Origin of the sequence: Streptomyces sp. NPDC005181 (assembly GCF_040608395.1) — a bacterium.
Lineage (GTDB): Bacteria > Actinomycetota > Actinomycetes > Streptomycetales > Streptomycetaceae > Streptomyces.
Genome location: NZ_JBEXID010000001.1, coordinates 141,184 through 167,183, shown reverse-complemented (window position 1 = coordinate 167,183; position 26,000 = coordinate 141,184). Strand labels below are relative to the sequence as shown.

The 26,000-nt window shown below is 69.7% G+C and carries 25 protein-coding genes; all 25 read left to right on the top strand.

What is annotated here, in order from left to right:
- Window positions 1-211: 211 nt before the first annotated feature.
- The 25 genes from ABZV38_RS00795 to ABZV38_RS00675 all read left to right on the top strand — a co-directional run bounded on the left by ABZV38_RS00795 (window position 212) and on the right by ABZV38_RS00675 (window position 25,973).
- Window positions 212-412 carry a hypothetical protein gene (locus ABZV38_RS00795; protein ID WP_356323094.1) on the top strand — a complete coding sequence of 67 codons (201 nt, stop codon included), beginning with the start codon at window positions 212-214 and terminating at the stop codon, window positions 410-412.
- Window positions 413-420: 8 nt separating this feature from the next.
- Window positions 421-774: a hypothetical protein gene (locus ABZV38_RS00790; RefSeq protein ID WP_356323092.1), complete on the top strand. Its 354-nt coding sequence runs from the start codon at window positions 421-423 to the stop codon at window positions 772-774.
- Window positions 775-812: 38 nt separating this feature from the next.
- On the top strand, window positions 813-4,067 hold the full coding sequence (locus ABZV38_RS00785; protein WP_356323090.1) for an amino acid adenylation domain-containing protein: 3,255 nt from the start codon (window positions 813-815) through the stop codon (window positions 4,065-4,067).
- A 37-nt stretch (window positions 4,068-4,104) separates the two neighbouring features.
- Window positions 4,105-6,744 (top strand): acyl-CoA dehydrogenase family protein, encoded by a 2,640-nt coding sequence (locus ABZV38_RS00780; RefSeq protein ID WP_356323087.1) that lies wholly within the window; start codon window positions 4,105-4,107, stop codon window positions 6,742-6,744.
- A 121-nt stretch (window positions 6,745-6,865) separates the two neighbouring features.
- Window positions 6,866-8,092, top strand: a complete 1,227-nt coding sequence (locus tag ABZV38_RS00775) for a cytochrome P450 (protein ID WP_356323085.1) — start codon at window positions 6,866-6,868, stop codon at window positions 8,090-8,092.
- Between the two features lie 47 nt (window positions 8,093-8,139).
- A complete protein-coding gene (locus ABZV38_RS00770) occupies window positions 8,140-8,718 on the top strand; it encodes a GNAT family N-acetyltransferase (protein WP_356323083.1) in 579 nt (192 codons plus the stop codon).
- An 11-nt stretch (window positions 8,719-8,729) separates the two neighbouring features.
- Window positions 8,730-9,311: a hypothetical protein gene (locus ABZV38_RS00765; RefSeq protein ID WP_356323081.1), complete on the top strand. Its 582-nt coding sequence runs from the start codon at window positions 8,730-8,732 to the stop codon at window positions 9,309-9,311.
- Window positions 9,308-10,384 carry a BtrH N-terminal domain-containing protein gene (locus ABZV38_RS00760; protein WP_356323079.1) on the top strand — a complete coding sequence of 359 codons (1,077 nt, stop codon included), beginning with the start codon at window positions 9,308-9,310 and terminating at the stop codon, window positions 10,382-10,384. Before ABZV38_RS00765 ends, ABZV38_RS00760 begins: the two co-directional genes overlap by 4 nt.
- 5 nt (window positions 10,385-10,389) lie before the next feature.
- Window positions 10,390-11,667 (top strand): DegT/DnrJ/EryC1/StrS family aminotransferase, encoded by a 1,278-nt coding sequence (locus ABZV38_RS00755; protein WP_356323077.1) that lies wholly within the window; start codon window positions 10,390-10,392, stop codon window positions 11,665-11,667.
- Between the two features lie 8 nt (window positions 11,668-11,675).
- On the top strand, window positions 11,676-12,533 hold the full coding sequence (locus tag ABZV38_RS00750; RefSeq protein ID WP_356323075.1) for a transketolase: 858 nt from the start codon (window positions 11,676-11,678) through the stop codon (window positions 12,531-12,533).
- Window positions 12,526-13,455, top strand: a complete 930-nt coding sequence (locus ABZV38_RS00745) for a transketolase C-terminal domain-containing protein (protein ID WP_356323073.1) — start codon at window positions 12,526-12,528, stop codon at window positions 13,453-13,455. The genes ABZV38_RS00750 and ABZV38_RS00745 overlap by 8 nt, the downstream gene beginning before the upstream one ends.
- Before the next feature lie 19 nt (window positions 13,456-13,474).
- Window positions 13,475-13,642, top strand: coding sequence for a lysine biosynthesis protein LysW (locus ABZV38_RS00740; RefSeq protein ID WP_356323071.1), 168 nt, complete (start codon window positions 13,475-13,477; stop codon window positions 13,640-13,642).
- A 25-nt stretch (window positions 13,643-13,667) separates the two neighbouring features.
- Window positions 13,668-14,528: a RimK family alpha-L-glutamate ligase gene (locus ABZV38_RS00735; protein ID WP_356323069.1), complete on the top strand. Its 861-nt coding sequence runs from the start codon at window positions 13,668-13,670 to the stop codon at window positions 14,526-14,528.
- A complete protein-coding gene (argC, locus tag ABZV38_RS00730) occupies window positions 14,525-15,535 on the top strand; it encodes an N-acetyl-gamma-glutamyl-phosphate reductase (protein WP_356323066.1) in 1,011 nt (336 codons plus the stop codon). Before ABZV38_RS00735 ends, argC begins: the two co-directional genes overlap by 4 nt.
- 5 nt (window positions 15,536-15,540) lie before the next feature.
- The gene (locus ABZV38_RS00725; RefSeq protein ID WP_356323064.1) at window positions 15,541-16,356 is read left to right on the top strand and encodes a [LysW]-aminoadipate kinase; all 816 of its coding nucleotides are present in this window, start codon (window positions 15,541-15,543) and stop codon (window positions 16,354-16,356) included.
- Between the two features lie 2 nt (window positions 16,357-16,358).
- Window positions 16,359-17,447, top strand: a complete 1,089-nt coding sequence (locus ABZV38_RS00720; RefSeq protein ID WP_356323062.1) for a M20/M25/M40 family metallo-hydrolase — start codon at window positions 16,359-16,361, stop codon at window positions 17,445-17,447.
- Window positions 17,444-18,259 (top strand): sulfotransferase family protein, encoded by an 816-nt coding sequence (locus ABZV38_RS00715; RefSeq protein WP_356323060.1) that lies wholly within the window; start codon window positions 17,444-17,446, stop codon window positions 18,257-18,259. Before ABZV38_RS00720 ends, ABZV38_RS00715 begins: the two co-directional genes overlap by 4 nt.
- Window positions 18,256-19,506 (top strand): MFS transporter, encoded by a 1,251-nt coding sequence (locus ABZV38_RS00710; protein ID WP_356323058.1) that lies wholly within the window; start codon window positions 18,256-18,258, stop codon window positions 19,504-19,506. The genes ABZV38_RS00715 and ABZV38_RS00710 overlap by 4 nt, the downstream gene beginning before the upstream one ends.
- Before the next feature lie 36 nt (window positions 19,507-19,542).
- Window positions 19,543-19,899, top strand: coding sequence for a VOC family protein (locus tag ABZV38_RS00705; RefSeq protein ID WP_356323056.1), 357 nt, complete (start codon window positions 19,543-19,545; stop codon window positions 19,897-19,899).
- A gap of 56 nt (window positions 19,900-19,955) precedes the next feature.
- Window positions 19,956-20,228 (top strand): phosphopantetheine-binding protein, encoded by a 273-nt coding sequence (locus ABZV38_RS00700; RefSeq protein WP_356323053.1) that lies wholly within the window; start codon window positions 19,956-19,958, stop codon window positions 20,226-20,228.
- On the top strand, window positions 20,225-21,748 hold the full coding sequence (locus tag ABZV38_RS00695; RefSeq protein WP_356323051.1) for an amino acid adenylation domain-containing protein: 1,524 nt from the start codon (window positions 20,225-20,227) through the stop codon (window positions 21,746-21,748). Before ABZV38_RS00700 ends, ABZV38_RS00695 begins: the two co-directional genes overlap by 4 nt.
- Complete coding sequence (locus ABZV38_RS00690) at window positions 21,748-23,046, top strand: condensation domain-containing protein (protein WP_356323049.1); 1,299 nt, start codon at window positions 21,748-21,750, stop codon at window positions 23,044-23,046. Before ABZV38_RS00695 ends, ABZV38_RS00690 begins: the two co-directional genes overlap by 1 nt.
- Window positions 23,047-23,170: 124 nt before the next feature.
- The gene (cysC, locus tag ABZV38_RS00685) at window positions 23,171-23,722 is read left to right on the top strand and encodes an adenylyl-sulfate kinase (protein ID WP_356323455.1); all 552 of its coding nucleotides are present in this window, start codon (window positions 23,171-23,173) and stop codon (window positions 23,720-23,722) included.
- Window positions 23,719-24,651, top strand: a complete 933-nt coding sequence (gene cysD, locus ABZV38_RS00680; RefSeq protein ID WP_356323047.1) for a sulfate adenylyltransferase subunit CysD — start codon at window positions 23,719-23,721, stop codon at window positions 24,649-24,651. The genes cysC and cysD overlap by 4 nt, the downstream gene beginning before the upstream one ends.
- Window positions 24,651-25,973, top strand: coding sequence for a GTP-binding protein (locus ABZV38_RS00675; protein ID WP_356323045.1), 1,323 nt, complete (start codon window positions 24,651-24,653; stop codon window positions 25,971-25,973). The genes cysD and ABZV38_RS00675 overlap by 1 nt, the downstream gene beginning before the upstream one ends.
- The last annotated feature ends 27 nt before the right edge of the window (window positions 25,974-26,000 follow it).

Below are 26,000 nucleotides of genomic sequence, written 5' to 3'. Positions count from 1 at the left end.
ACGGTATAAAACGTGGGTAAGTCGACCATGCCGGAAAGATGGGACCGGCCCCATGTCCTGAACCGGATAGGCCCTGTTCAGGACCCCCGGAAAGCCTTCCGAAGGCGGGGATCTGCGGCGAAGCTATTCATCGCCCGCCGACAACAGTCCGAACGGCCACCGGACGAAGCGTCAAGCCGTGACGCGAGACCGGAACAGGACGCCTGCCCTCGTGATTCCGAAAGGGCTGATCGCCATGATCCGCACCCGTATAGCCCAGGCCACCGCGGTCGTCGCCCTTGTGCTGGCCACCGCCGCGCTCCTGCCCTCCGCCGCGGTCGCGGCCGAGCCCGCCCCCTCCTCCGCGCCGGTGGTCGTGGCGGACTCGGCGGTCGAGCCCCTGTCTCAGGAGACCGGCACCTGGGGCGGCTGACCCTCCGTATGGACATCGTCTACGCCAGCCTGCGCCGTCGCACCAGAGCCCCTGACGAGCCGGCGAGTGAGTTGGCAGAGGCGCTGAGCACCCTGTGGGCCCACGCGAGGCTCGAGGACGGCCTGGAGCACGTGTCCGGCCGTTCCGAGTGGGACCGTGTCGACTTCCTGATGTACCTGCTCACCCACGATTGCGGCACTCTCGGATTCTGCAGCGCGGTGTACCGCGTCCGGTCCCTGCTGCACCGCTGCCACGAGGCTTCCGCGCTGATGCAGCGCCGCTATCTTCCCCCCGACGCGCCGACGGACCTGCTTGGCGCCACGGGATTCCGTTGCTGCGCCGCTCAGACGCCGCAGAACTAATTCTTCGTATCGCCCATCGAAACCAAGGGGGGATTTGTGTGAGTTCAGCGCACGATCGTACCGCTGCGGACAAGAAGCAGTCGCTCGCAGGCATGCTGGCACGCGCTCGTGCCAGGGTCACCGAGGGACCCCGTCCTCGTCAGGACCGGAACAACGTCGCCCTCTCCTACTCACAGAACACCCTGTGGTTCGTCGACCGGCTGCAGGCCGGCACGTCGACCTACAACGTCCCCTTCCTCTTCCGTCTCGAAGGCGATCTCGACGTCGAGGCCCTGACCGATGCCTTCACGAGCATCGTCAGGCGTCATGAGGCGCTGCGGACCTACGTTCTCGTGGAGAACGACGAGTACTTCCAGGGCATCGTCGAGGACCCCGAGGTCACGATCGAGAAGACGACCGTGGAGTCCGAGGCCGAAGCCGACCGGATCACGGCGGAACTCGCCGGGACCGGGTTCACCCTGACGGAGTTCCCACTGTGGCGCGCCTCCCTCGTCACGGTTCGCGACGACCTCCACTACTTCGGCTTCGTCGTCCACCACATCATCTTCGACGGAGTGTCGACGTCGATCTTCTTCGAGGATCTCGAAGAGGAGTACAACGCGCGGCGTTCGGGCACCACGCCCAAGGTCGAGGACCCCGCCGTCCAGTTCGCCGACTTCAGCGAGTGGCAGCGCAAGCGGATGAGCGCCGGGGCGTGGCAGGAGAGCGTGGACTACTGGTCCGAAACCCTCCGCGACGTCGATGTCATGGATATTGCCGGCGACCGTCCCCTCCCGCCCCAGGTGACGTACGCGGGGGCCGCGGAGGTAAGCACCTGGCCGGGTCTCGCGGCACAGGTCAACGAGCTCGCGTCGTCCCTGTCGACCACGCCGATCACGGTCCACGCCACGGCGATGGCCGCTCTCTTCCGCCGGTACTCGGGCTCCGAGGAAGTCATCTTCGGAATGCCCACCGCCAACCGCGGCGAAGTCGAATGCGAACGCACCCTCGGGTTCTTCATCAACATGCTGCCGCTCCGCTGCGACGTCGATCCCGACGCGACGTTCCGGGAGAACCTCTCGGGGGTCCAGCGACGCTTCCGTGAGGGGCAGTCGCACGGGCAGTTGCCGCTCGAGGAGATCATCGCCAGTGCCGGAGTGAAGCGTGAGTCCTCGCGTTCCACGCTGTTCCAGTACACGCTGACGATGAACGAGTGGGCCGAGCCGCTCCGACTCGACGGGATATCCGCGGTCGAGCGGGAGTGGGAGACGACGCAGGCGAAGTTCTTCCAGTCCTGGACGGTCACCAAAAAGGGCGCGGACCTGGAGATCCACACCGCGTACAACACCGACATCTTCGACGCGGCGACCATCGCGACCATGCAGCGGGTGTTCGTGGGGATCCTGCGCAGGGCGATTTCCATGCCGGATGCCGGCATCCGGCAGTCGTGGGCCCATGACGAGGACTCTCGTGCCGTACAGGCGCGTTGGGGCAAGGGCAGCGAGGCGCCGACGCCCACGGGCAACGTGTTCACGCACTTCTCCCGGATCGCGGACGAGCACGGGCCGCGCGTGGCCGTCAACGCCCCCGACGCGGTGCTGACCTACGACGAGCTGCGCCGGCGCGTCGAGGCGATCCGCGCCCACCTGGCGGCGGACGGGGTCGGTGCCGGCGATCGTGTGGGCGTCGCGCTCGCGCCGTCGTCCGACTTCCCCGCCACCGTGATGGCGCTGATGGCGCTGGGTGCCGTGTACGTGCCCGTCGACGCGATGAACCCGCCGGGCCGCATCGAGACGATCATTCAGAACGCCGAAGTGCAGCGGGTGGTCTGCGACGCGACGACGGCCGGAATCGCACCCGGTCTCGAGTTCCGGCTTCCGGCGGACCTTCCGGACGCGGCCGACGCGTTCGACGCGGTCCCCGGCGAGAGCGCGACCGCGTACCTGATGTACACCTCGGGCAGCACGGGTACGCCGAAGGGCGTGCTCATCAGCCACGACAGCATTCTGGGATTCGTCCAGAACGTCCGGACGCTGTTCGAGCTCGCTCCGGAGGACCGTTTCCTCGGCTATGCGTCCTGTGGGTTCGACGTCTCGGTCTTCGAGATGTTCGGCGCGCTGCTGACCGGTGCTTCGCTCCACGTCGTACCGTCCGCGATGCGTCTCGACATGTCGGGCGTCCAGCAGTTCCTCGAGGAGCACCGCATCACGGTGACGGACCTGCCGCCGTCGGTCATGAAGCTGCTCGATCCGGCTCCGCTGAACGACCTGCGCATCGTCTTCGTGGGCGGCGAGGCCTTCTCCCACGAGCTCGTACGGGCCTGGGGCAAGGGCCGGCGCCTCTTCAACGGGTACGGCGTCACCGAGTGCACCGTCACCAGCATCGTCGAAGAGCTGAAGGAACCGCTGCGTGCGGCCGCCCTGCCGATTGGCGGCCCGATGGACAACCACGTCGCCTACGTGCTGGACGATCAGCACGTACCGGTGCCCCAGGGCGTCATCGGCCAGCTGGCTATCGGCGGAGTCGGGCTGACGTCCGGCTACTGGAACCGGGACGAGGAGAACCAGCAGCGATTCATCCCGGACCCGTTCGCGGACGACCCCGCAGCGCGCCTCTACCTGACCGGTGACCTGGCGCGGCACACCGGCGACGGCCGTCTGGTGTACGTCGGCCGGGCCGACAAGCAGGTCAAGATCAACGGCGTGCGGATCGAGATCGGCGAGATCGAGAGTGCCATCCGCAGCGCCCCCGGTATACGCAACGTGTACGTGCGGGTCCAGCAGGACCAGGACCAGAAGAGGGTCGTCGCGTACTGCGCGACCGGTGGAGCCCACGACGTGTCCGAGACGGCACTGCGGGACCACTGCCGCAGGCACCTCGTGTCCACGATGGTGCCGAGCACCTTCGTGATGCTCGACGAACTGCCGGTCAACGCGAGCGGAAAGATCGACGAGCGGGCCCTGCCCAGCGTCGATTCCGCGGTCGAGGCGGAGCCGGCGGAAACGCTCACTGATCTCGAACGCCAGATGATGACCAAGGCCTTCGAGCCCATCCTCGGGCGCAGCGACTTCGCGAAGAACGTCAGTTTCTTCGACCTGGGCGGGACGAGCCTGCAGGCCGCCCAGCTGGTCTCCAAGATCAAGAAGATCTTCTCGACCGAGATCTCGCTGGCCGCGTTCTTCGCGGACTCGAGCGTGCAGAGCATGGCCCTGGAGGTCGAACGCTCCAGGCTGGCCGGCCTGTCCCCCGAGGAACTGGAAAAGGCCATCGAGCAGATGACCGAAGAGGACGTCGCCCGACTCCTGGCCGAGTGAACAGCTGGATATGGACCGGGACGGCAGGGAACGCGTGATGCAACGTGAAGGGCACCGTCTGAACGCCTATCTCCGTACGAGATCGGCGAGGACGGACACATCAAATCTCATCGAACTGAGCCAGTCGGCATCGTCCGGCCCGGTGCTCCTGTTCGCTCATCCGGTGGGTGGCAGTCTGCTGGCCTACCAGCCGCTCGTCCGCAGGCTCGCCGACCACCGGTGCCTCGGACTCGAGGCCTCGGCCAAGACGCTCGCCGAGGACGGGCCCGTCGACTCGGTCCAGGAGCTCGCGCGGCAGTACGTCGCGGGCTTCGGCGACAGCGGCCCCCAGGTCGACGTGGTCTGCGGCTGGTCGTTCGGTGGCGCTCTCGCGTGGGAGATCGCGTGCCTGCTCGCGGAACGGGGAGTGCGGCCGAAGGTGGTGCTCATCGACTCGACGTGGCCGGAGGGGCACTGCCAGGACGCGACGCCCGCGGAGGCGCTGCGGAGCTTCGTCCACGACGCGCTGCGGCTGAGCGGACGTGACGGCGGTTGCGACGTGGACACGGAGGCCGAGGCCGCCGCGGTGCTCGGCATGGACCTGGAGACCTTCAGCGAGCGCTTCGAGATTTTCGCGTGCAACAGGCGGCTCATCGCCAAGTGGCAGCCCACCCCGGGCAAGCTCGACGTCGCGTCCGTACGCGCCGTGGAGTCCATCACGTCGGATTGGGCAACGGTGACCTCGGGCAACGTGCACGTGCAGGACCTCCCCGGCGACCATTACGGCCTGCTCGGAACCGACGGGAACGTCGTCGCGATCGAACGGGCCATCAGGGACGACCGCCCGGCGGCGGCCCCCGTCCTGGTCCCGCACGAGCAGGCCGCGGAGGCCGGCGCGGCCGGTCTCCAGGACTCCCTGACGAAGCTCATGGACACGGCCCACTGGCGGGACCTGGTGATCAGGTCCCGGCGGATGGACCCGGACGCCATCGCCGAGGCGTACCGGGAGCTCGGCACCCGCGGCCTGCTCACCCCGGACTGGCCGAGCGAGTACGGCGGCTCCGCAACGCCGACCCGCCTCGCCATCGAGCTCTTCGAGGGCTTCGCCGCCAGCGGTCTGCCGGACCTCGTGTACGCGCTCACGGTGCAGATCGTGGGCAACTTCGTCCTGAAGTCCGGTTCGGACCGGCTGAAGCGCGAGCTGCTTCCGCGCATCAGCCGGGGCGAGGAGTTCGCCACCGTCCTCTACAGCGAACCCCGCGCCGGCAGCGACCTCGCCGCGCTCCGCACCAGGGCGGAGCGGCGGGACGACCGTTACGTGCTCAACGGCGTCAAGGTGTTCAGCATCTACAGCGACATCTCCGGTTCGGCGCTGGTGGCCGCGCGCACCGGGCAGGAGGGGCACAAGTACGACGGCATCACCCTCTTCGTGATCGACCTGGCCGCCGAGGGCGTGAGCGTCGAGCTCGTCGACACGCTGCAGCGTGAACGGATGTGCCGGGTCCGCCTGCAGGACGTCGAGGTCGAGAGCTGGCGGCGGGTGGGCGAGGAGGGCCGCGGATGGGCCCTACTCGACGGGGCCCTGGCCATCGAACGTACCGGCATCGACCACGTCGTCAGGGCGGCACGCTGGCTGACGGCGCTGCGCGGGACGACCGGCCGGCCCACGAGCCTCCAGCGGCTCGAAGGGCAGGTCGAGTGCGCCACGACGCTGGCCCGCGCGGCTGCCGAGGTGTTCCTGCGTACCGACGTCAAGGCGACCGACACCGCCGTGGCCAAGCTCTACACGAGCGAGACCTGTCAGCAGGTCGGCCACGAGGTGCTCCGCCGCTGGAGCACGCTCGGGAAGGCGTCAGGCCTCGACGAGCTCGCCCATGAGGAGCTGTTCTCGGGGCTGACCGAGTCGCCCGGACTGACCCTGTCCGCCGGCACGTCGGAGATGATGCTGTCCACCGTCGGGACGGACCTCAGGGAGGAGTCCTCCCGGCGCTGCCTGGAGATCCTGCACCGCTTCGGCGGAGAGCTCGTCGACACGGTCATGGAGGTCCTCGAAGCCGCCGGCACGGGCATCAAGGTCGAGCCCCTGTTCGCCCACTCGCCGACGCGGCGGGAGGCGCTGGAGAAGACCCTGGCCGACCTCGGGTTCGACCAGGTCGAGCGCCCCGAGGAGGAGGGCGGTCTCGGACTCGGTCTCACCGTCGGCTGTGCCATCAGCCTGACCACGGGGTACCTCGGGTATGAGAACGCCTACCAGCCGTGCCGTGCCGGGACCGGGGGCGACCCCGCATCCCACGACCGGTGCCCCGCTCACGAGTGCAGGCTGCGGCACGCGGCCTACGTGCTGGGACTCGGCATCGGGTTGTTCCGGACCGCCTGGGAGTACGCCTCCACCCGGGAGCAGTTCGGGAAGAAGCTCGTCGACGCCGACGCGCTGATGTTCCCCCTGATCCGTTCGTACGCCGAGCTGACCGCGCTCGGCGCGCGACTCCACGAGATCGCGGACACGGGCGGGGACGAGGGGGTCGTCCGGCGCTTCGAACTCGTCGAGCAGGACGCGCTGGTGCGCGTGGTCCGCAGCGCGATGCAGGTGCTGGGGGCCCAGGGCATCACGGAGTGGTCCGTCGCCTCGCGCTTCTACATGCGGTGCGCGGAGAGCATCGGATCGCTCGACCACGAGGGCATGGAGACCGACGGCTGACCCGGGCCGTCGGCCGGCCCGGCCGACGGCCCCACCGGTCGCGGGGGCGACGAGCCCCGCCCGGTCGGACCGCCCGCGTGTTCTTCGAATGCCGTCATTCCCATACAAAGGTAGTCTTCTCATGCGACTTTCCCCCAAGGGCTCCGAATCATCGGACATGACCTCCTCGGACATCTACGAGGAGTCGCAGTACGGGGCCCGGGACATGCACCCCGTGTGGCGGCAGCTGCGCGGACGCGACGGACTCCACCGTCAGCAGACCCCCGACGGCCAGGACTTCTTCTCCGCGATGCGTTACGCGGAGGTCCGCGAGGTCCTGAACGACCACAAGACGTTCTCCTCGGCGTACAGCACCATGCTGACCGTACGCGGGGACGGGGACGTCGCGGCAGGGGCGGCGATCCACCTCACCGACCCGCCGCTGCACTCCGACATTAAGCGCAACTTCACCCCCCTGATGACGCGGCAGGCGACCCTCCGCCTCCAGGAGGGGATCCGCGCCCGCATGTCCGAGCTGTTCGACGCCGTCCGCGGACGCGAGACGTTCGACTTCTGCGACGCCATGCTGACGCTGCCGATGACGATCACCGGCGAGCTCATGGGCATCCCGCAGGAGGAGTGGACCGTCACGGGCAGGGCCACGGTCCAGGCGATGGGGGGCGTCGACCCGGACGTCTCGGAGTACCAGCGCCGCTTCCAGCTCTTCGAGGCCCACACCACGATCATGTCGGTGCTCGGGGAGGTCCTGGAGTCCGACCCGCCCGCGGACTCGGTGAGCGGCCGCTGCCCGGCCGCCGCCCACGCGGTGCCGGACGACGGAAGGAACGTTTCCCTGCTGAACGCGTACGCGTTCCTCATGGGAGCCAATCCGACCGTTCCCCAGACCATCAACCAGACGCTGCTGCTGCTGGCCGACGACGACGACCTGTGGTCGTGGTTCATGCGCCAGGAGGAGACCGACCAGCGGTTCATCGACGAGGCCCTCCGCTGGGCGAGCCCCGTCAACCACGTGCTGCGCCGCGCCACGGTGGACACCACGATCGGCGGCACCGACGTGCCGGCCGGATCCCTGGTCGCCGCCTGGATCGCCTCGGCCAACCGTGACGAGGAGGTGTTCGAGGACGCGTACCGGTTCGTTCCCGACCGCTCCCCGAACCAGCACCTCGCCTTCGGACTCGGCGTGCACCGGTGCATCGGCCAGCATGTCGCCTCAGCCGGCATCAAGCAGTTCCTCGACCTCTGGCGGCAGAACGTGCGGTCCATGCGGCTGGACGGCGACCCCAAGCACCTTATTTCCAACTTCCTGAACGGCGTGGTGAGTCTGCCGCTGGCCGTGACCTGGAAGTAGACAGTTGCTCCCAGGTCGACGGTGGAAAAGCCCGGAGGGCGGAACCGATGAGTGAATTCGTCATCAGCGTTGTCGGACCGGACGACTGGCCCGCGATCAGCGAACTCTTCGAGCCGAAGGGCCCGGTAGAGAACTGCTGGTGCACGTACTTCCGGATGACAGCGAAGGAACGCACCTCCTGCGACCCGGCGGAACGCCGGGACAGGCTCCGCGACCTGGTCCGGGCCGGGGAGCGGGTCGGCGTCATCGGCTCCGTCGACGGCGTTCCGGCCGGCTGGATCGGCGTCGGCCCCCGCCAGGGATTCCCGCGGCTGCGGGGCTCCCGCGCGGCGAAGCCGGTCGAGGGCGACGACTTGGAGCGCATCTGGTCGGTCGTGTGCCTCTACGTGGCACGCGAGCACCGGCGCCGGGGACTGGCCCAGGCACTCATCGACAGGGCGGTCCAGTGGGCCCGGGACGAGAAGGCAGACGTGATCGAGGCATACCCCGAGGACGACCGCGACCCCGCGGACGAGATCGACCGCTCAAGCTTCCACGGCCGGGTCAGCACCTTCGAATCCTGCGGATTCACCGTGGTCGAACCCAGGCTCCAGCGCCGAGCGCTGGTACGTAAGGATCTCCGTTGACTGTTCACACGATGCTTGCGCTTGAACCGTTCCTCAACAATCAAGCGGCCACCACCCAGAACAACCTGTCCGACGGGCGGCTGAACGTCTGGCGCAACTCGCTGCCGGCCCAGCCCGGGCCGCTGGAGCGCGTCGTCGACGGCGTCCCGCTGCGCAGCGCCAGGCTCGACGGAAACGGGCCCGACAACGTGCTGTGCGCGGGCCAGCGGATCGAGGTCCCGGAGCGGCGGTGGGACTGGCTCTACCTCATCGGCTGCGGAGAGCGGCGGGTGCGGGACGTCATCACCTGGCACTTCTCCAACGGCTCCGTGGACCGCGACCACCTCGCCCTCTCCGACCTGTGGGAGGGCCTGTCGGACCACGGCGAGGAGCTCGCCCTGCGCACGGACGTCATCCACTACCCGTACCACGTACAGGAACGCATCGGGATCACGCTCTGGTGCCAGCGCGTTCCGATCACCTCGCGGCAGCCGCTCAGCGCCCTGTCGCTGCCCAAGAACCCGGCCGTCCATCTCTTCGCGATGACGCTCGTCGGGCAGTCCGCGAGCGCCGGCTCCGAAGAGCTCCGGCCCACAGAGGGGGACCAGCAGTGACCATCGCCAGCACCGTCGGCACGACGGCGCGCCCGCCGCGCTGGAACGGCGCCGCCGGCACGTATCCCCAGTGGTACGAGGACCCGCTGAGCTGCCTGCAGACCACCCTGGGCAGCGTCCTCCTGGAGCACGGGCTGCGGCCCGTCGACGTCCTCGGGCAGTCCTGCGAGTTCGTCTTCGCCCCCGACGACGTCATGTGCGAGGAGTTCTACCGCCCCGTACAGAGCAGCCGGGGCGTGGCGGGCGACCTGTGCCCGTACCACGACGTGGAGTCCGCCTGGACGACGGGATCGACCGCGGACGACCTGATCGCCCTCATCGAGGAGCACTCCGGCGTCATCGTGGCGGTGGACAACTACTACCTGCCGTTCCGCCCCGCCTACCAGGACGTGCACGCGGCCCATCTCGTCGTGGTGCCGGCCTGGCGGCGGACCCCGGACGGGGATGTGGAGTTCTACGTCTCCGACGTGCAGCCGCCGGCCTTCCAGGGCTGGTTGTCCGCCGAGCACCTGGTGGCCAGCTGGACCTCCGGCAATCCCTCCGACACCCAGGACGTCTTCTTCTCCAGCCGGGAGATCGGCGGCCGGGTGCTGACGACGAAGGTGCGGCAGGCACCGGGGGAGCCCACCACCGAGCAGGTGGTCCGGGCGCTCCGTGGCAACCTCGAACGCTGGGACAACGGCGTGGCCGGACCCACGGACCGTCTCTGGGCGGGCCGGAGCGGTCTGCGCCGGTTCGTCGACCACCTGTCCGACCAGGCCGCCGCCCCGGCGTCGCTGCGGCCCGCGTACACCTTCGGCTGGTCCATGCAGGCCCAGGCGTTCCTGCACGGGAGGTTCGCCCGGGAGCGCGCGTTCCGGACGGACGATGCCCCGCTGGCCGCGGTCGCGGCATCGGCGGACCGGGTGGTGTCGGCCTGGTCGAACGTCCGACTGCTGTGCGCGCACGCGGCGAACGTGCCCGAGATATCCGAATTGATCCGGCGTCGCGGCGAGGAGCTGCTGCATGCCTACGAGCAGCTGGCTGTCGACTGGCGACTCGCCTTGTCGAGGGAATGGACGGACGTCCGATGAACCACGTGTCTGTTCCGATGAACCACGTTTCCGTGGGGGAGCTCGCGCTCACCGGAGGTGAGCCGGTCCTCGGTGAACTGGCCCCGGTGGGATGGCCGATGACGACCGACGCGGACCGGGCGGCGGTGCTCTCGGTCCTGGAGTCGAACGTCTTCGTCTCCGACCGGCCGAACGAACCGACCGCGGTCGAGCGGCTGGAGCGGTCCTGGGCGCAGTACCTGGGAGTGCGGCGCTGTGTCGGCGTGAGCAACGGCACCACCGCCATCGAACTGGCCCTCCTCGCACACGGAGTGGGCCCCGGCGACGAAGTCGTGGTCCCGGCCCTGACCTTCGTCGCGACGGCGATGGCCGTCGTGCACGTCGGGGCGACGCCGGTGTACGCCGACGTCGACCCGGTGACCTTCAACCTGTCCGCGGACAGCCTGACCGGGCTGATCACCGAGCGCACGAAGGCCGTCGTCCCGGTCCACCTGCACGGCCTCAGCGCTGACATGGACGTGATCAACGACATCGCCCGCCGGCACGGCCTCGTGGTGATCGAGGACGCCGCGCAGGCCCAGGGCGCCCGCTACCGGGGCACTCCGGTCGGCGCGTCCGGCAACACGGCGACGTTCAGCCTGCAGATGACCAAGAACCTCCCCACGTGCGGCGAGGGCGGCCTCGTCGTGACCGACGACGACGGCGTGGCCGACCGCATCGTCCAGCTGCGCCAGTTCGGCGAGACGATCCGCCCCGACCGGCCGCGGCGCTACGTGAGCCACCGACTGGGTTTCAACGCGAAGCTGAACAACGTCCAGGCGGCCTACACCTCCAGCCAGCTGGAGCGTTTCACCGAGTACCACGAGGCCCGGCGGGCCAACGTCGCGGCCTTCATGGACCGGCTGCGGGACCTGGACGGCCTGATGTGCCCCTCGGAGCCGGACGGCTACGAGCACGCGTGGCACATTCTGCGCTTCGTCCCGGACCTGGACCGGATCTTCCCGGGCACGGACACCGCGACCGCGAGGAACCTGCTGATCAAGGCCCTGCGCGCGGAAGGCCTGCCGGCGACCCGGTACCAGATGATGCCGCTTCCCGAGCAGCCCGCCCTGCGGTCGATCTGCCGTCAGGAGCGCGGTTCCTGGCCGGTCACCCAGGACGTGGTCGACCGGAGCTTCACCATCCAGCAGCGCCACCTGTCTCCGGACGCCGGCCCCCTGCTCCAGGGCTTCGCCGACGTCATCGAGAAGGTCTGGTCGCACCGCAAGGCCCTGGCGGAACTCGCGGAAGGTGCGGACCGCTGACCAGGACCGTGGACGAGCCGGCGCTCGGACGGATGGAAGCCCACGCGCAACGCGTCCGCGAGCACGTCGTCGAGATGTGCTCGGGGCCCGAGGGCGGTCACCTGGGGGGCTCGCTGTCCGCCGTCGAGATCTTGGTGGCGCTGTTCTTCCACACCATGAACCTCGACCCCGACGACCCGGAGTGGAAGGAGAGGGACGCCTTCGTGCTCAGCAAGGGACATGCGGCGATGGCCCTCTACGCCACCCTCGCGGAACGCAGCTTCATCGAGCCGGAGGAGATCGGCACCTTCTGCCGGCCCGGCAGCAGACTGGCCACGCACGTCAACGTGGCTGTCCCGGGCGTCGAGTTCGCCACCGGCTCGCTCGGCCACGGACTCGCCCTGGCCAACGGCACGGCCTGGGCGCAGCGCCAGGCCGGCGACAGGCCCGCGCGCACTTTCGTCCTCGTCGGTGACGGCGAGCTCCAGGAGGGCTCGGTCTGGGAGGCGGCCCAGGTGGGCAGGGCCCTGGACGCCGACAACCTCGTGGTGGTGATCGACGTCAACGAGTTCCAGCAGACCGGTGCCGTCCGCGACGTGAGCGACGGCGCGCCGATCGCCGGCCGGTGGGCCGGCTTCGGCTGGCACACCGTCGAGGTGGACGGGCACGACCTGGCAGCACTCTGCTCGGCCTTCGACGAGGCGACACGGACGAAAGGACCGACGACTGTGGTCTGCCGGACGGAGAAGGCGCACGGCGTGGGCGCCCTCGCCGGCCGGGCCGTCTCCCACTTCGTCCGTCTCGACGAGGCGAAGCTCAGGCGGATCAGGGCCGGCATGCGCCGCCCCGCCCCGCTCGCGACGACGACGGAGGCCGGCCGTGGCTGAGATCGCACCGGAGCGGATGAGCACCCGCGCCGCCTTCACCGACGCCCTGCCGGAACTCGCCGTACGGCACGACGTGCTCGTCGTCGACACCGACACGGGAAGCATCAAGCCGACGGCCGAGATGGACTACGTCAACGTCGGCATCGCGGAGAACGCCGCCATCGGGCTCGCCGCCGGTGCCGAGCGCTGGGGACGGCGTGCCCTGGTCTGCACGTTCGCGGCCTTCTCGGTGAGCCGGGCGTACGAGTTCATCAAGCTCGACATCGCCTACCCGCGGCGCCGGATCTGCGTCGTCGGCACCCATGGGGGCGCGAGCGGAGGCTGGCTGGGCCCGACCCACCACTCCACCGAGGACCTCGCGCTGATGAACGCGCTGCCGCACATGCGGGTGGTCGTCCCGGCCGACGCGCACCAGGCCGTGTCGCTGCTGGAGCAGTGCCTCAAGTACGACGGCCCGACCTACCTGAGGCTCGGTCGCAAGGACTCACCGGTCTTCGGGGGACTGCCCGAACCGGAGCTCGGAATCCCACAGGAAGTGCGCCCGGGACAGGACATCGCCCTGGTCGCCACGGGGCCCGAACTCCTGGCCACGGCCCTGGAGGTGGCCGACCGGCTCGCGGACGAGGGATACGGCGCCCAGGTCGTCAACGTGCACACCGTCGACCCGGAATCCGCCGACGCCGTCGGCCGGATGCTTGCCAAGGCGTGCCGGTGGGTGGTCACGCTGGAGGAGGCGTGGACCTCGGGCGGCATGGGCGCGCAGGTCGCCGCGGCGATCGGGCACCGGGGCACCCCGTGGCTGCCCCTCGGCGTCAATGGCTTCCTTCCAGCAGGGACGCACGCGTCCCTGCTGGAAGAAAGCGGACTCACCACGGAGGCCGTTCTCGGCCGAGTGTTGAAGTTCGTCACCGAATCACAGTGATGGAGAAAGGAAAGAGGACATGGACACACAGTGCGTCAGCTGCTCCGGCACGCTGCCGATAGCCAATGACAGCTACGAGGGCGAGATCGTGAGTTGCCCCGGCTGTGCGACGGAGCTCGAGATCTACTCGACGAACCCGCTGAAGCTCGTGCTCGCCCCGGAGCCCGAAGAGGACTGGGGTGAGTGACCGGGGCGAGCGGGGAGGACGGCCGATGAGTTTCGGAATTCTCCTCTCCACCGTTCGCTACGAGGAGCGCCGGCTCCTGTCCGAGCTGGACCGCCGTGGTCTCCACGCGGTCCGGCTGGACCCCCGGAACCTCTCCTTCGGTCCGCACGACACGGAGCGGTTCCGGGGCATGACGGTGCTCAACCGTGAGATCTCCAGCCAGCGGGCGGCGCTCGCGGCCGAGTCGCTCGAAGCCTTCGGCGCCCGTCCGATGAACGACGCGTCGTCGACCCGGGTGTGCGGCAACAAGTGGTCCACGTACCTGCGGCTGAAGCAGTGCGGCATCCCCACGCCGACCACCCTGCTGGCGCCGTCGGTGGAAGCGGGGATGAAGGCGATCGAATCGCTGGGCTACCCCGCCGTGGTCAAGCCGCTGAGCGCCTCCTGGGGCAACCGCGTCAGCCTGATCACCGATCGGCACGCGGCGGACGCCGTCCTGGAGCACTGTGCGGCGATGCCGTCGGCGGTCGCGAGAACCGTGATCGTCCAGGAGGCGATCCGTCCGGGTGCCCCGGACATGCGGGGGATCGTGGTCGACGGCGTCTGCGTGGGCGTCATCTCCCGGTCGGGCAGCGACTGGCGCAACAACGTGGCCAGGGGAGCGACGGTGGAGCACCTCGCGCCGGACGAGGAGATCAACGGGCTGTGCGTCCGGGCGGCAGCCGCCGTGGGCGCGCGGATCGCCGGCGTGGATCTGGTCCGTGACGAGGACGGGACCCTCATGGTGCTCGAGGTCAACTCCCGCGTTGAGTTCCAGGGATTCGAAGGTGCGACGGGCGTCGATGTGGCCGCGAGGATCGTCGAGGCGTGTGCATCAGAAGTGATCGACGTGAAGGAAACGATATGAAGCGCGTCGTCGTGGTGGGCGGCAGGGGTTTCGTGGGCGGAGAACTGCTCCGCCTGCTCGTCCACCACCCCGAGGTACAGGTCACGGGCGTCACCTCCGACACCCAGGCCGGCCGTACGGTGGAGAGCGCGCACCCCCCGCTGCGGGGGAGCGGCCTGCGGTACAGCCGACGGGCGGACCTGGAGTCGGCCGACCTCGTCTTCCTCGCCGGTGTCCATGGCTCCACGGCGGAGATCCTCGACGAGATCAGCGCGCTGGCGCCGAAGCTCGTCGATCTGACCGCCGACTTCCGGATCCAGGATCCGGAACTCATGGAGCGCTATTACGGCTGGCGGCGGGAGGGCGAGCGGGCCGATGCGTTCGTCCGCGGTCTGCCCGAACTCCACCGCAAGCAGATCATCGACGCGGACCGGGTCGCCGTTCCCGGGTGCATGGCCACGAGCGCGATCCTCAGTCTGGCTCCGCTGGCCTCCCGAGGGCTGCTCCGCGAGGTCCAGGTCGACGCGCGGACCGGCAGCAGCGGCTCCGGGGCGTCCAGCGGCTCGGCGAACTCGCACGCCCTGCGCAGTGGGGTGATGCGCGTCTTCGCACCGTTCGACCACCGGCACGAGGCCGAGGTGATCGAGGCGCTCGGCGTGGACGTGTCCATGACCGTCACCGCGACGCCGCAGGTGCGTGGCGTCCAGACGGTGACGAAGATCGGCGTCGGGGAGGTGAGCGAGCGCGAGCTCCTGGCCATGTACCGCGAGGACTACGGAGCGGAACCGTTCGTCCGCCTGCTGAACAGCCCGCGCGGGGCGTACCGCTACCCGGACCCGAAGGTGCTGCTCGGCTCGAACTTCTGCGATGTCGGCATCGTCGCGGACAACCGCGGCAAGGCGCTCGCGATGGGCAGCCTCGACAACCTCGTCAAGGGAGCAGCGGGCGGCGCGGTGCAGTGCATGAACCTCATGCTCGGTCTCCCGGAGACGTGTGGACTCACGTTTCCCGGCCTGCATCCGGTGTGAGCGCGATGAGAATCGTGGTGAAGTGGGGCGGCAGCCTCCAGGAGAACAGCGAGGCGATCGCGGACGACATCGCCGCCCTGTGCCGGGACCACCAGGTCACCGTGGTGCACGGCGGGTCCCGGGACATCGACGACACCATCCGTGAACTGGGCCTGCCGCGACGCACCCTCCAGTCCCCGGACGGGATGGTGACCCGGTACACGGACGCGAAGACCCTGACCGCCCTCATGATGGCGATGCGCGGACGGACCCAGGCGCGAATCGTCTCGGAGCTGGGTGCGCGCGGCGTCGTGGCCGTCGGACTCTCGGGCATGGACGGGGGACTGGTCCGCACCAAGCGCAAGGCGGCGGTCCGCGCGGTCTTCGGCGACAGCGTCCGAGTGGTGCGTGACAACTTCGCCGGCCGCGTCGTCGAGGTGAACACGAGCCTCCTGGACGCCGTCCACGCCTGCGACATGGTGCCGGTCGTATGCCCTCCGGGCATGACGGGCGAGGGCCAGGCGACCAACGTCGATGCCGACCGCATGGCCTGCGCGATCGCGGCAGCCTGGCGCGCCGACCGGCTGCTGCTGTTCACGGACACCCCCGGCCTGCTCGCCGACCGGGACGATCCCTCCTCGACCATCCGCTCGCTGAGCCGGGACGAGGCCGAGGAACTGGTGCCCCGTCTCAGCGGCGGCATGCGGATGAAGATCGCCGCCGCCGTCGAGGCGCTCGACAACGGCGCGCAGACGGTCCAGGTGTGCGACGGCCGAGTGGAATCGCCCCTCGCAGCAGCTCTGCGCGGGGCCGGCACCCTCATAGGAAAGGGACTTGGCTAGCTGTGACGATCCAACATCTCAGTGCTCCCAACCAGGAGTTGACCGACGCCGAAGCCGTCGCGCTGCTCGCGGAGGTCGTGGCCACCCCTTCCGTCTCCGGTGGTGAACGGGAACTGGCCGAGCGACTGCGGAACATCGCCCTCGGCTTCGGGGCCGAAAGCTACCTCGACGAGGTCGGGAACGCGCACGTCCTCGTCGGGCACGGCGTGCACACGGTCATGCTGCTCAGCCACCTGGACACCGTGCCCGGCGCGGTGCCCTTCGAGCACACCGAGCGGCTGATCCGGGGCCGCGGCGCCGTCGACGCCAAGGGGCCCCTGATGGCGATGCTCGTCGCCGCGCTGACCAGCCGCGACCTCGGCATCCGCATCCACTGGGTGGGTGTCGTCGAGGAGGAGACGCTGTGGTCGCGCGGCGCCGAACACGTCCGTAAGACCGTCCCCGTGCCCGACGCCGTGATCGTCGGGGAACCCAGCGGGGCGTCGGCGGTGACCCTCGGCTACAAGGGCATGGTCGAGCTCAAGGCGACGTGCGACGTTCCGCGTACGCACGGCGCGACCCCCGGACCGAAGTCCAGCGAGATCCTGATCCGGGCTCTCGACGGGCTCCTCGACACCTACGCGGCCGACGGAAATGCGCACTTCAAGGACATCGGCATGATCATCAGGGACGGCCGGTTCGAGCCGTTCACGAGTTCCTGCTCGCTCAGCTTCCGGACCCCTCCGGGAACGGCCTCCGGCGAACTGCTCCGGAACGTCTCGTCGATCCTCGGCGAGGAGGTCGAGGTGGCGATGGTGTACGAGGTGCCGCCCGTCGTGGCTTCCCGGAGTTCCCTGTGCGTCCGCGCCCTGTCCCGCGCGATCCGGCTCGAAGGGTTCCGGCCCGGCCACAAGCTCAAGACAGGCACGAGCGACATGAACACCTTGAGCAGGACCTGGCAGGTGCCCATGGCGACCTACGGACCCGGGGATTCCCACGAGGACCACACCGACAGCGAGCACATTCTCGTAGAGGAATATCTCGCCGGAATTCGAATTCTGCGAACAGCTCTGCGTGAAATCGAGACTTCCCTGAAGGGGGTGGCATCATGACGGAACAGCCGATGCTTCTGGCTCTGTGGTCCGTGCCGCGATCGCGGTCCACGGCATTCGAGCGCGCGATGTACGAACGCGGCGATTTCCTGGTGATACACGAGCCGTTCTCGCGCGTGTCCGACTTCGGCGAGGTCGACGTCGAGGGCCGTACCTGCACGACCCAGGATCAGGTGATGGCTGCGCTCGTCGAGGTGGCGGCCGACCGGCCGGTCTTCTTCAAGGACACGACCGACTTCCGCATCGACGGCCTGGCCGCGAACCCCGACTTCCTGAAGCGGTGCCGGCACGCGGCCATGTACCGGAACCCCGGCGACACCGTGCGCTCGCACCTGGTGATGCAGGCCGACGCCCCATCCGAGGCGATGGGGTTCGGGAACCTGTGGGAGATCGTCTCGGCGGTGACGGACGCGGGTCTGCCGATGCACCTGGTCGACGGCGACCGGCTGGCCGACGGCCCGGAGGCGGAGATGCGGCGGTACTGCGAGGCCGTTGGGATCGCGTTCGTGGCCGAGTCCCTCGCGTTCCGGCGGGAACCCCCGGCGAGCTGGAAGGCGACCGGGCGCTGGCACGCCGGCGCGAGTGAGTCGAACGCGCTGGGGGCGTCCCCCGCCGGGAAGAAGCAGCTGTCGGGCGAGCTGGAGAACATCGCCCTCGCCTTCGAGCAGGATCAGCTGCCGTACTACGAACGCATCAGGGAAACGCTCGGCGGAGCCGTCGCCCAGCGGGTGCGGCGAGCGCCGAAGCCCGTGCCGGGACAACACGAACAGCGCATGAGAGTGCGGTTGAGGATGACAGGGGATCGGATATGACGTTGGGCCGAGATTTCACCAAGCTCTGGTGTTCGCAGGGCCTGTCCAATCTTGGTGACGGTCTGGTGCTGGCCGCCGTGCCCCTCCTCGCCGTCACGATGACCCGCGACCCGCTGCTGGTCGCGGGGATGACCGTGGCGCAGTTCCTGCCGTGGCTCGTCTTCACCCTGCCGGCGGGCGCCCTCGCCGACCGCATCGACCGGCGCCTCATCATGGTGGCGGGAAACCTGGTCCGCGCGGTGGGCTTCGGCCTGCTCGTCCTGACGCTCGTGGCCGACGTACGCAGCATCGCGGTCCTCTACCTCGCGGTGTTCCTCGCCGGCACGGCCGAGACGCTCGTGGACAACGCGGCACTCACGGTGCCGCCGCGCCTGGTGCAGCGCAGTGACCTGGAGCGGGCGAACGGACGGCTCTTCGCCACCCAGTCGGCCATCAACAACTTCATCGGACCCACCGCGGGCGCCGCTCTGTTCGCGATGTCGGCGGTCATGGTCTTCTCCTCCACGGCGGGACTCTTCGCACTCGGCGCGCTGGCCGCCTTCATGCTGCCGCGGATGATGCCGACCGCGAGCGACACGAGCGGCGACAAGCACACGCCCGGCGAGGTCGTGCGCAGCATCAGGGAAGGCTGGTCGTACTTCTGGAACCACCGCCTGCTGCGGCGGGTGGCGTTCATCTCCGGTTCGATCAACCTGTTCGGGTCCGCCACCGGCGGTCTGCTCGTTCTCCTGGTGACCGGCCCCATGGGTGTGTCCGCGTCCTGGTACGGCCTCTTCATCGCCGTCCCGGCCGTGGGCGCCGTCCTCGGCTCGCTGATCGCCGCGCGGGTTGTCCCGGTCATCGGTGGCGGACCGGTGACCTGGCTCGCCGCGCTCGTGCCCGCCGCCAGCTACGTCGTCCTCGGTCTCAGCGGCAGCATCGTCCTCTCCGAGGTCGCCATGTTCCTCGCCGCGGTCGCCACGGCCCTGAACCAGATCGTGGTCAGCACGCTCCGGCAGGCCGTCGTCCCCGACGGGCTCCTCGGCCGGGTCACCGCCGGCTACCGCCTGATCGTGCTCGGCGCGGTGCCGGTCGGGGCGCTCCTCGGCGGCGGACTGGGGCGCTGGCTGGGGCCGGAGACCACCTTCGTCATCTGCGGCTTCGGACTGACGGCAGCGGCGATCGTCTTCGCCTCCCGGGTCACGACCCGCGCCCTGCGCGAGGCGGAGGAGGCCGCCCGGCCCGCTGCCCCTCAAACGGTCTCCTGAACAAGGCCGCAACCCTTCCAGAAAGAGCACGTCCTGATGAGCCTGACCCTGTCGCACACGACGGTCGACGCACGCGACCCCTACGCGCTGGCGCGCTGGTGGTGCGAGTTGGCGGAATTCACCCCGCACGAGGGCGTGCGTCCGGGATCGGACGAGTGCTACGTGACCGGCGAGCACGGACACACGGTGCTCTTCATCCTCGTGCCCGACGAGAAGACCGTGAAGAACCGCGTCCACTTCTGCATGCGCCCCAAGGGGCGCTCGCAGGACGTGGAGGTGGACCGCGCGATCGCCCTGGGGGCGAGCGTGGTCACCGACTTCCGGGGGTCCCACGGCTGGGTGGTCATGGCCGATCCGGAGGGCAACGAGTTCTGCGTCCTGTCCCAGAAATAGGGGGCCCGCCGCCCCGTGAGCCAAGTGAAGCCCAACAGTTGAGAACAGGAGACCCCGTGACCGAGAACCACGATGTGCGCGAGGCCGAGTACGAGCAGCCGACGGACGAGCTGGAGGAAGAGGTCGCCGCCGTCATGGCGGAGGTCCTGTCCGTCGACCGGGTCGGCCGGCGCGACAGTTTCTACGACCTCGGCGGCACCTCGCTGTCCGCCATTCGCATCTGCGCCCGTCTCGAGCGGCGCCTCGGACTCCGTGTCGACCCCCTGTGGCTTCTCGACCACGACGAGCTGGCCGACTTCGCCGAGCAGATCCGGCTGGGTGCGGAATGACGGAGAACACCCAGCCGCCGCTGCGCGGTGTGCACGCCGCGGTACTCCAGCACGCCGAGGCGAACCCCCACGCCCTCGCCCTGGTCCACGGCGACGAGCGCGTCGACTACCGGACGCTCACCGAGGCGTCGGCGGCCCTGGCCGGCCGTCTCGTCGGATGGGGCGTGAAGTCCGGCGACATCGTCCCCATGCTGGTGCCGCGCGGTGCCCACCTCATCGCCCTCCAGCTCGCCGTGCTGATGAGCGGAGCCGCGTACGCCACCCTCGACCCGCGCTGGCCGGCGAGCCGCATCGAGGCGATCCTGTCCCAGCTGGACGACCCGGTCGTCCTCGGTCTGCCGGGCGGGGAGGCCCTCGGCGTCACCCGGACCATCGCCCCGGCACCCCTGGCCGACCTGGCGCGGACCGGGGCCGCGGACCGGTTCGAGCCCCTGCCCGTCAAGCTGGACGACCCGGCGATGGTGTTCTTCACCTCGGGCAGCACGGGCGTCCCCAAGGGGGTGCTCACCCCCCACCGCGCCGTCACCCGCATGTTCGGCCCCGGCGGGCTGGACGGCTTCGGCCCGGGACACACCTCCGCGCAGGTCGCGCCCGCGGCCTGGGACATGTACGCCTTCGAGCTCTGGGGCCAGCTGACCGCCGGCGGCGCCGTCGTCGTCGTCGGCGACAACCACCTGATGCCCGGCCGGCTGCGCAGTCTCGTCGCCGACGAGCACGTCGACACGATGTGGCTGACGACCTCCCTGTTCAACCTGATCGTCGACGAGGACCTCGACGCCTTCGAAGGACTGGAGACGCTCTACGTCGGTGGCGAGAAGCAGTCCTCCCGGCACGTCCGGATGTTCCTGGAACGCTTCCCCGACCTGCCGCTCTGGAACGGGTTCGGACCGGCCGAGAACTGCATGCTGACGTCGGTGCACCGGATGGTGCCGGCGGACACACACGTACCCTCCGGCATCCCCGTCGGCGTGCCCGTCCCCGGCACGACGGTGGTCCTCCTGCGGGAGGACGGCGCACCCGCGGCACCCGGCGAGCGGGGTGAGATCGTCACCTTCGGCCCCGGAGTGGCCCTGGGCTACCTCAACAACGAGCCGCTGACCCGTGACCGGTTCCCGGAGCTGGAGGTGGCGGGCAGCAAGCGCCGCGTCTACCGCACCGGCGACCTCGGGCTCTTCGACGACCGCGGGATCCTGCACTACCACGGCCGCGGCGACCGGCAGGTCAAGCTCAGCGGCAACCGGATCGAGCTGGGCGACATCGAGGCCGCCGCCGCGGCCACCCCCGGAATCCGCACCTGCGCCGCCGTCGCGCGGACGGACGAGGGCGGCACGGTCGACCACATCGCGCTGGTCTACACGCTCGTCGAGGGCCACTCGCCGACCCCGCGGGAGGTGCGCAAGCACCTCGCCACCCTGCTCCCGGCGTACGCCGTGCCCGCCAAGTTCGAGCCGATGGACGAGCTGCCGCGACGCGACAACGGCAAGGTCGACCTCACCGCTCTGGAGAGGCGCCCCGTCTGATGCGCGAATTCCCCCAGACCTTCGAACAGGAGGCGCTCTGGATCGCCGACCAGTTCATGGGAGCCCCCTCGCCGTTCCTCGAGACCTGGGCCCAGCACATCGCGGGCCCCCTCGACGTCCCCGCCCTGGAACGCGCCCTGAGCGCACTGGTGCGGCGGCACGAAGTGCTGCGCACCACCTTCACCCACGGCGAGACCAGCACCGTCCAGCGCGTCCACCCGGACGGCGCCGTCCCCTTCGAACGGCTCCCGTGGCCCGGTGGAGACCTCCACGAGACCCTGCGCCGGGCCGGACAGCGCCCGCTCGACATCACCGAGTCGCCCGCCCGGATGACGCTGTACGACTACGCGCCGGACGAGTACGTGCTGCTGCTGCAGATCCACCACGTCGCCATCGACGACGCCTCGCTGGCGCTGCTCGACCACGAACTGTCCGCCCTGTACACCGAGGAGACTGGGGGAGAGCCGGCGAAGCTCCCCGCGCCGGGAACGACGCTCGGCGCGTACGCCCTCCGGACGCGGGAGGCCGGGATCACTCCGGAGGACCTCGCGTTCTGGGACGGTTTCCTGGACGGGATGCCGCCCCTCACCCAGCTGCCGCCCCGGGCCCGCCCGCTGCCGGAACGCCCGGGCACCGCGTGCGACTGCGTCCGCACCACCGTCCCCGACGAGCTTGGGCGGGCCGTCCGCGCGGCGGCCCGGTCGCTGCGCACCACACCGAACGTGCTGATGAGCACCTGCCTGGCGGTCACCGTCGCGGCTGTGAACGGCGACGACGTCATCGTCTGCAACCCCGTCTCCCGGCGCGGCGCGCCGGAGCTTGACGACGTCTTCGGCTGCCTCACCGACCTGCTGCCGGTGCGCTACCGGGTCCCCGCCGACGCCACCTTCGCCGAGGTGTGCGCAGCCGCGAAGCGCGTCTCCCTTGACGTACTGCGCCACCGCAACGTGCCGTACGGCATGATCGGCGGCGTCAACCGCGCCCGAGGCATGATGTCCGGCGCGCACCTGAACCGCGTCGGCCTCGTGCTCGACGAGTCCCCCGGCGAACTGTCCCTTCCCGGCCTGCGCTGCCGGCGCGTACACGTTGGGGGTGCCGCGGCGAAGTCCGACTGGCTCCAGTACGTGGTCACCGACGGCGACGGCTGGGACGTACGGGCCGACTACGCCACCGCATGCTTCACCGCCGACGAGGCGGCGGCCGTGCTCCGGCAGTGGGTGACCGTGCTGGCGGCCGTCGCGGAAAACTCCCGGGTGCCGGTGCGCACCGTGTTCGACCGGCTGGCCGGGACCGAATGATGCGGTGGCCGAACCGGCCGTATGCCGACCTGTGTGCGTCGCCCGTCGGCGACGCCCCTGCCCGATGTGAGCGGACGTCAAGAAAGAGAGCGACACTCCGGTGAAAACGGAACTGCGACCAAGCCTGACGACGCGCGACTGCGCGTGCGGTGCGACGGTATGGCTGACAGGCCTGCCCAGCTCGGGAAAGACGACGATAGCCAAGGCCGTGGCCGAGCAGCTCCGCGCCGAGGGGCACCGGGTGGAGGTGCTCGACGGGGACGAGTTCCGCGAGACCCTCTCGGCGGGGCTCGGCTACAGCCGCGAGGACCGGCACACCAACGTCCAGCGCATCGGTCTGGTCGCGGAAGTGCTGGCCCGCAACGGCGTACTGGCACTGGTGCCCTCCATCGCCCCCTACGCCGACAGCCGGCGGGCGGTGCGGGAGCGGCACCGGGCCTCCCACACCCCCTACCTGGAGGTCCACGTCGCCACGCCTTCGAGCACCTGCTCCGAGCGCGACGTGAAGGGCCTCTACGCGAAGCAGGCGGCCGGCGAGATCTCAGGTCTGACCGGGGTCGACGACCCGTACGAGGCTCCGGACCTACCCGACCTGCGCATACCCGCACACGCACAGAACGTCGCCGAATCCGCGGCGTCCCTGCTGAGCCTCCTTGTGGAAAGGCGTCTGATATGAGTTCCAGCTCCCTCGACATCGTCGAGGATCACCGCTCCGCCCTCAGCCACCTGGACGTGCTCGAGTCCGAGGCCGTGCACATCATCCGGGAGGTGGCAGGCGAGTTCGCGCGGCCGGTGATCCTCTTCTCCGGCGGCAAGGACTCGATCGTCATGCTGCACCTGGCGCTGAAGGCGTTCGCCCCGACGCCCGTCGCGTTCGCGCTGCTGCACGTGGACACCGGGCACAACTTCCCCGAGGTCATCGAGTACCGCGACCGCGTGGTCGCCGAGCATGGACTGCGGCTGCACGTCGCGTCCGTGCAGGACTACATCGACCGCGGCCTGCTCAAGGAACGCCCGGACGGCACCCGCAACCCGCTCCAGACCGTGCCACTGACGGAGACGATCCGGCAGGAGAAGTTCGACGCCGTGTTCGGCGGCGGGCGCCGTGACGAGGAGAAGGCCCGAGCCAAGGAGCGGGTCTTCAGCCTCCGTGACGAGTTCTCGCAGTGGGACCCCCGCCGCCAGCGGCCGGAACTGTGGCGCCTGTACAACGGTCGCCACGCCCCCGGCGAGCACGTCCGCGTCTTCCCGCTGTCCAACTGGACCGAGCTGGACGTGTGGCAGTACATCGCGCGCGAGGGCATCGAGCTCCCGTCGATCTACTACGCCCACCGGCGCCCGGTCTTCCGGCGCGGCGGCATGTGGCTGACGGCCGGCGAATGGGGCGACCCCACCGCGGACGAGCAGGTCGAGGACCGTCTGGTGCGGTATCGCACGGTCGGTGACATGTCCTGCACCGGTGCCGTCGACTCCGACGCGACCACCATCGAGAAAGTCATCTCCGAGATCGCCGCCTCCCGGCTGACCGAGCGCGGTGCCACCCGCGCCGACGACAAGATGTCCGAGGCCGCGATGGAAGACCGCAAGCGCGAAGGGTACTTCTAATGAGCACGTCCACCGAGCAGTTCGCCGACGTCTCGGCCACTACCCTGCTGCGTTTCGCCACCGCCGGCTCCGTCGACGACGGTAAGTCCACGCTCGTCGGACGGCTGCTGCACGACTCCAAGTCGGTGCTCACCGACCAGATGGAGGCCGTGGAGCAGGCGTCCCGCGCCCGCGGCGCGGAGGGCCCGGACCTCGCGCTGCTCACCGACGGCCTGCGGGCCGAGCGAGAGCAGGGCATCACCATTGACGTGGCCTACCGCTATTTCGCCACCCCCCGGCGCCGGTTCATTCTCGCCGACACGCCGGGCCATGTGCAGTACACCCGCAACATGGTCACTGGAGCCTCCACGGCCGAGCTGACGGTCATCCTGGTCGACGCCCGCAAGGGCATCGTCGAGCAGACCCGCCGGCATGCCGCCATCGCGGCTCTGCTCCGCGTGCCGCACGTCGTCCTCGCCGTGAACAAGATGGACCTGGTCGACTACCAGGAGTCCGTCTTCGCCGCGGTCACCGAGGAGTTCACGACGTTCGCGACGGAGCTGGGTGTAGCGGAGATCACCGCGATCCCGATCTCCGCACTCGTCGGCGACAACGTCGTGGCAGCCTCCGCCCAGATGGACTGGTACGGCGGCCCCACCATCCTGGAGCACCTGGAAGCGGTTCAGCTGGCGGACGATTCGAAGAGCAGGCCCTCTCGCTTTCCCGTACAGATGGTCATCCGGCATGACGGGGAGCGCCATTACGCGGGTCAGTTGCTCACCGGCCGCCTCCGGGTCGGGGACACGGTGACCGTGCAGCCCTCCGGTCGCGTCACCACCATCACCGCACTCGACGTCCTCGGGCAACCGGCCGACGTCGTGTCTGCGGGTTCGTCCCTCAGCGTCCGGCTCGCTGACGAGATCGATGTCGGGCGTGGTGACATGATCACCACCGGCGCGCAGTCCCCCCGACTCACCAAGGTGGTCGAGGCGACCGCATGCCACGTCGCGGACACCCCGCTCACCGTCGGCCAGCGCCTGCTGCTCAAGCACACCACCCGTACCGTCAGGGCGATCGTCGAGGAGATCCCGTCGCGGCTCACGCTCGACGACCTCTCCCAGCACCCCGACCCGGGGCAGCTCGTCGCAAACGACATCGGTCACGTCAAGGTGCGCACCGCAGAGCCGCTCGCCCTCGACTCCTATGCCGACTCGCGGCACACCGGCTCGTTTCTCCTGATCGACCCGGTCGACGGCACCACTCTCGCGGCGTGCATGGCGGGCGAGCCGTTCGCCGCCCGGATCGCCAAGTCGGGTGCTGCAGATGACGGGTGGGACTTCTAGAGGCCCAGCCAGACCACGTATCGGTGT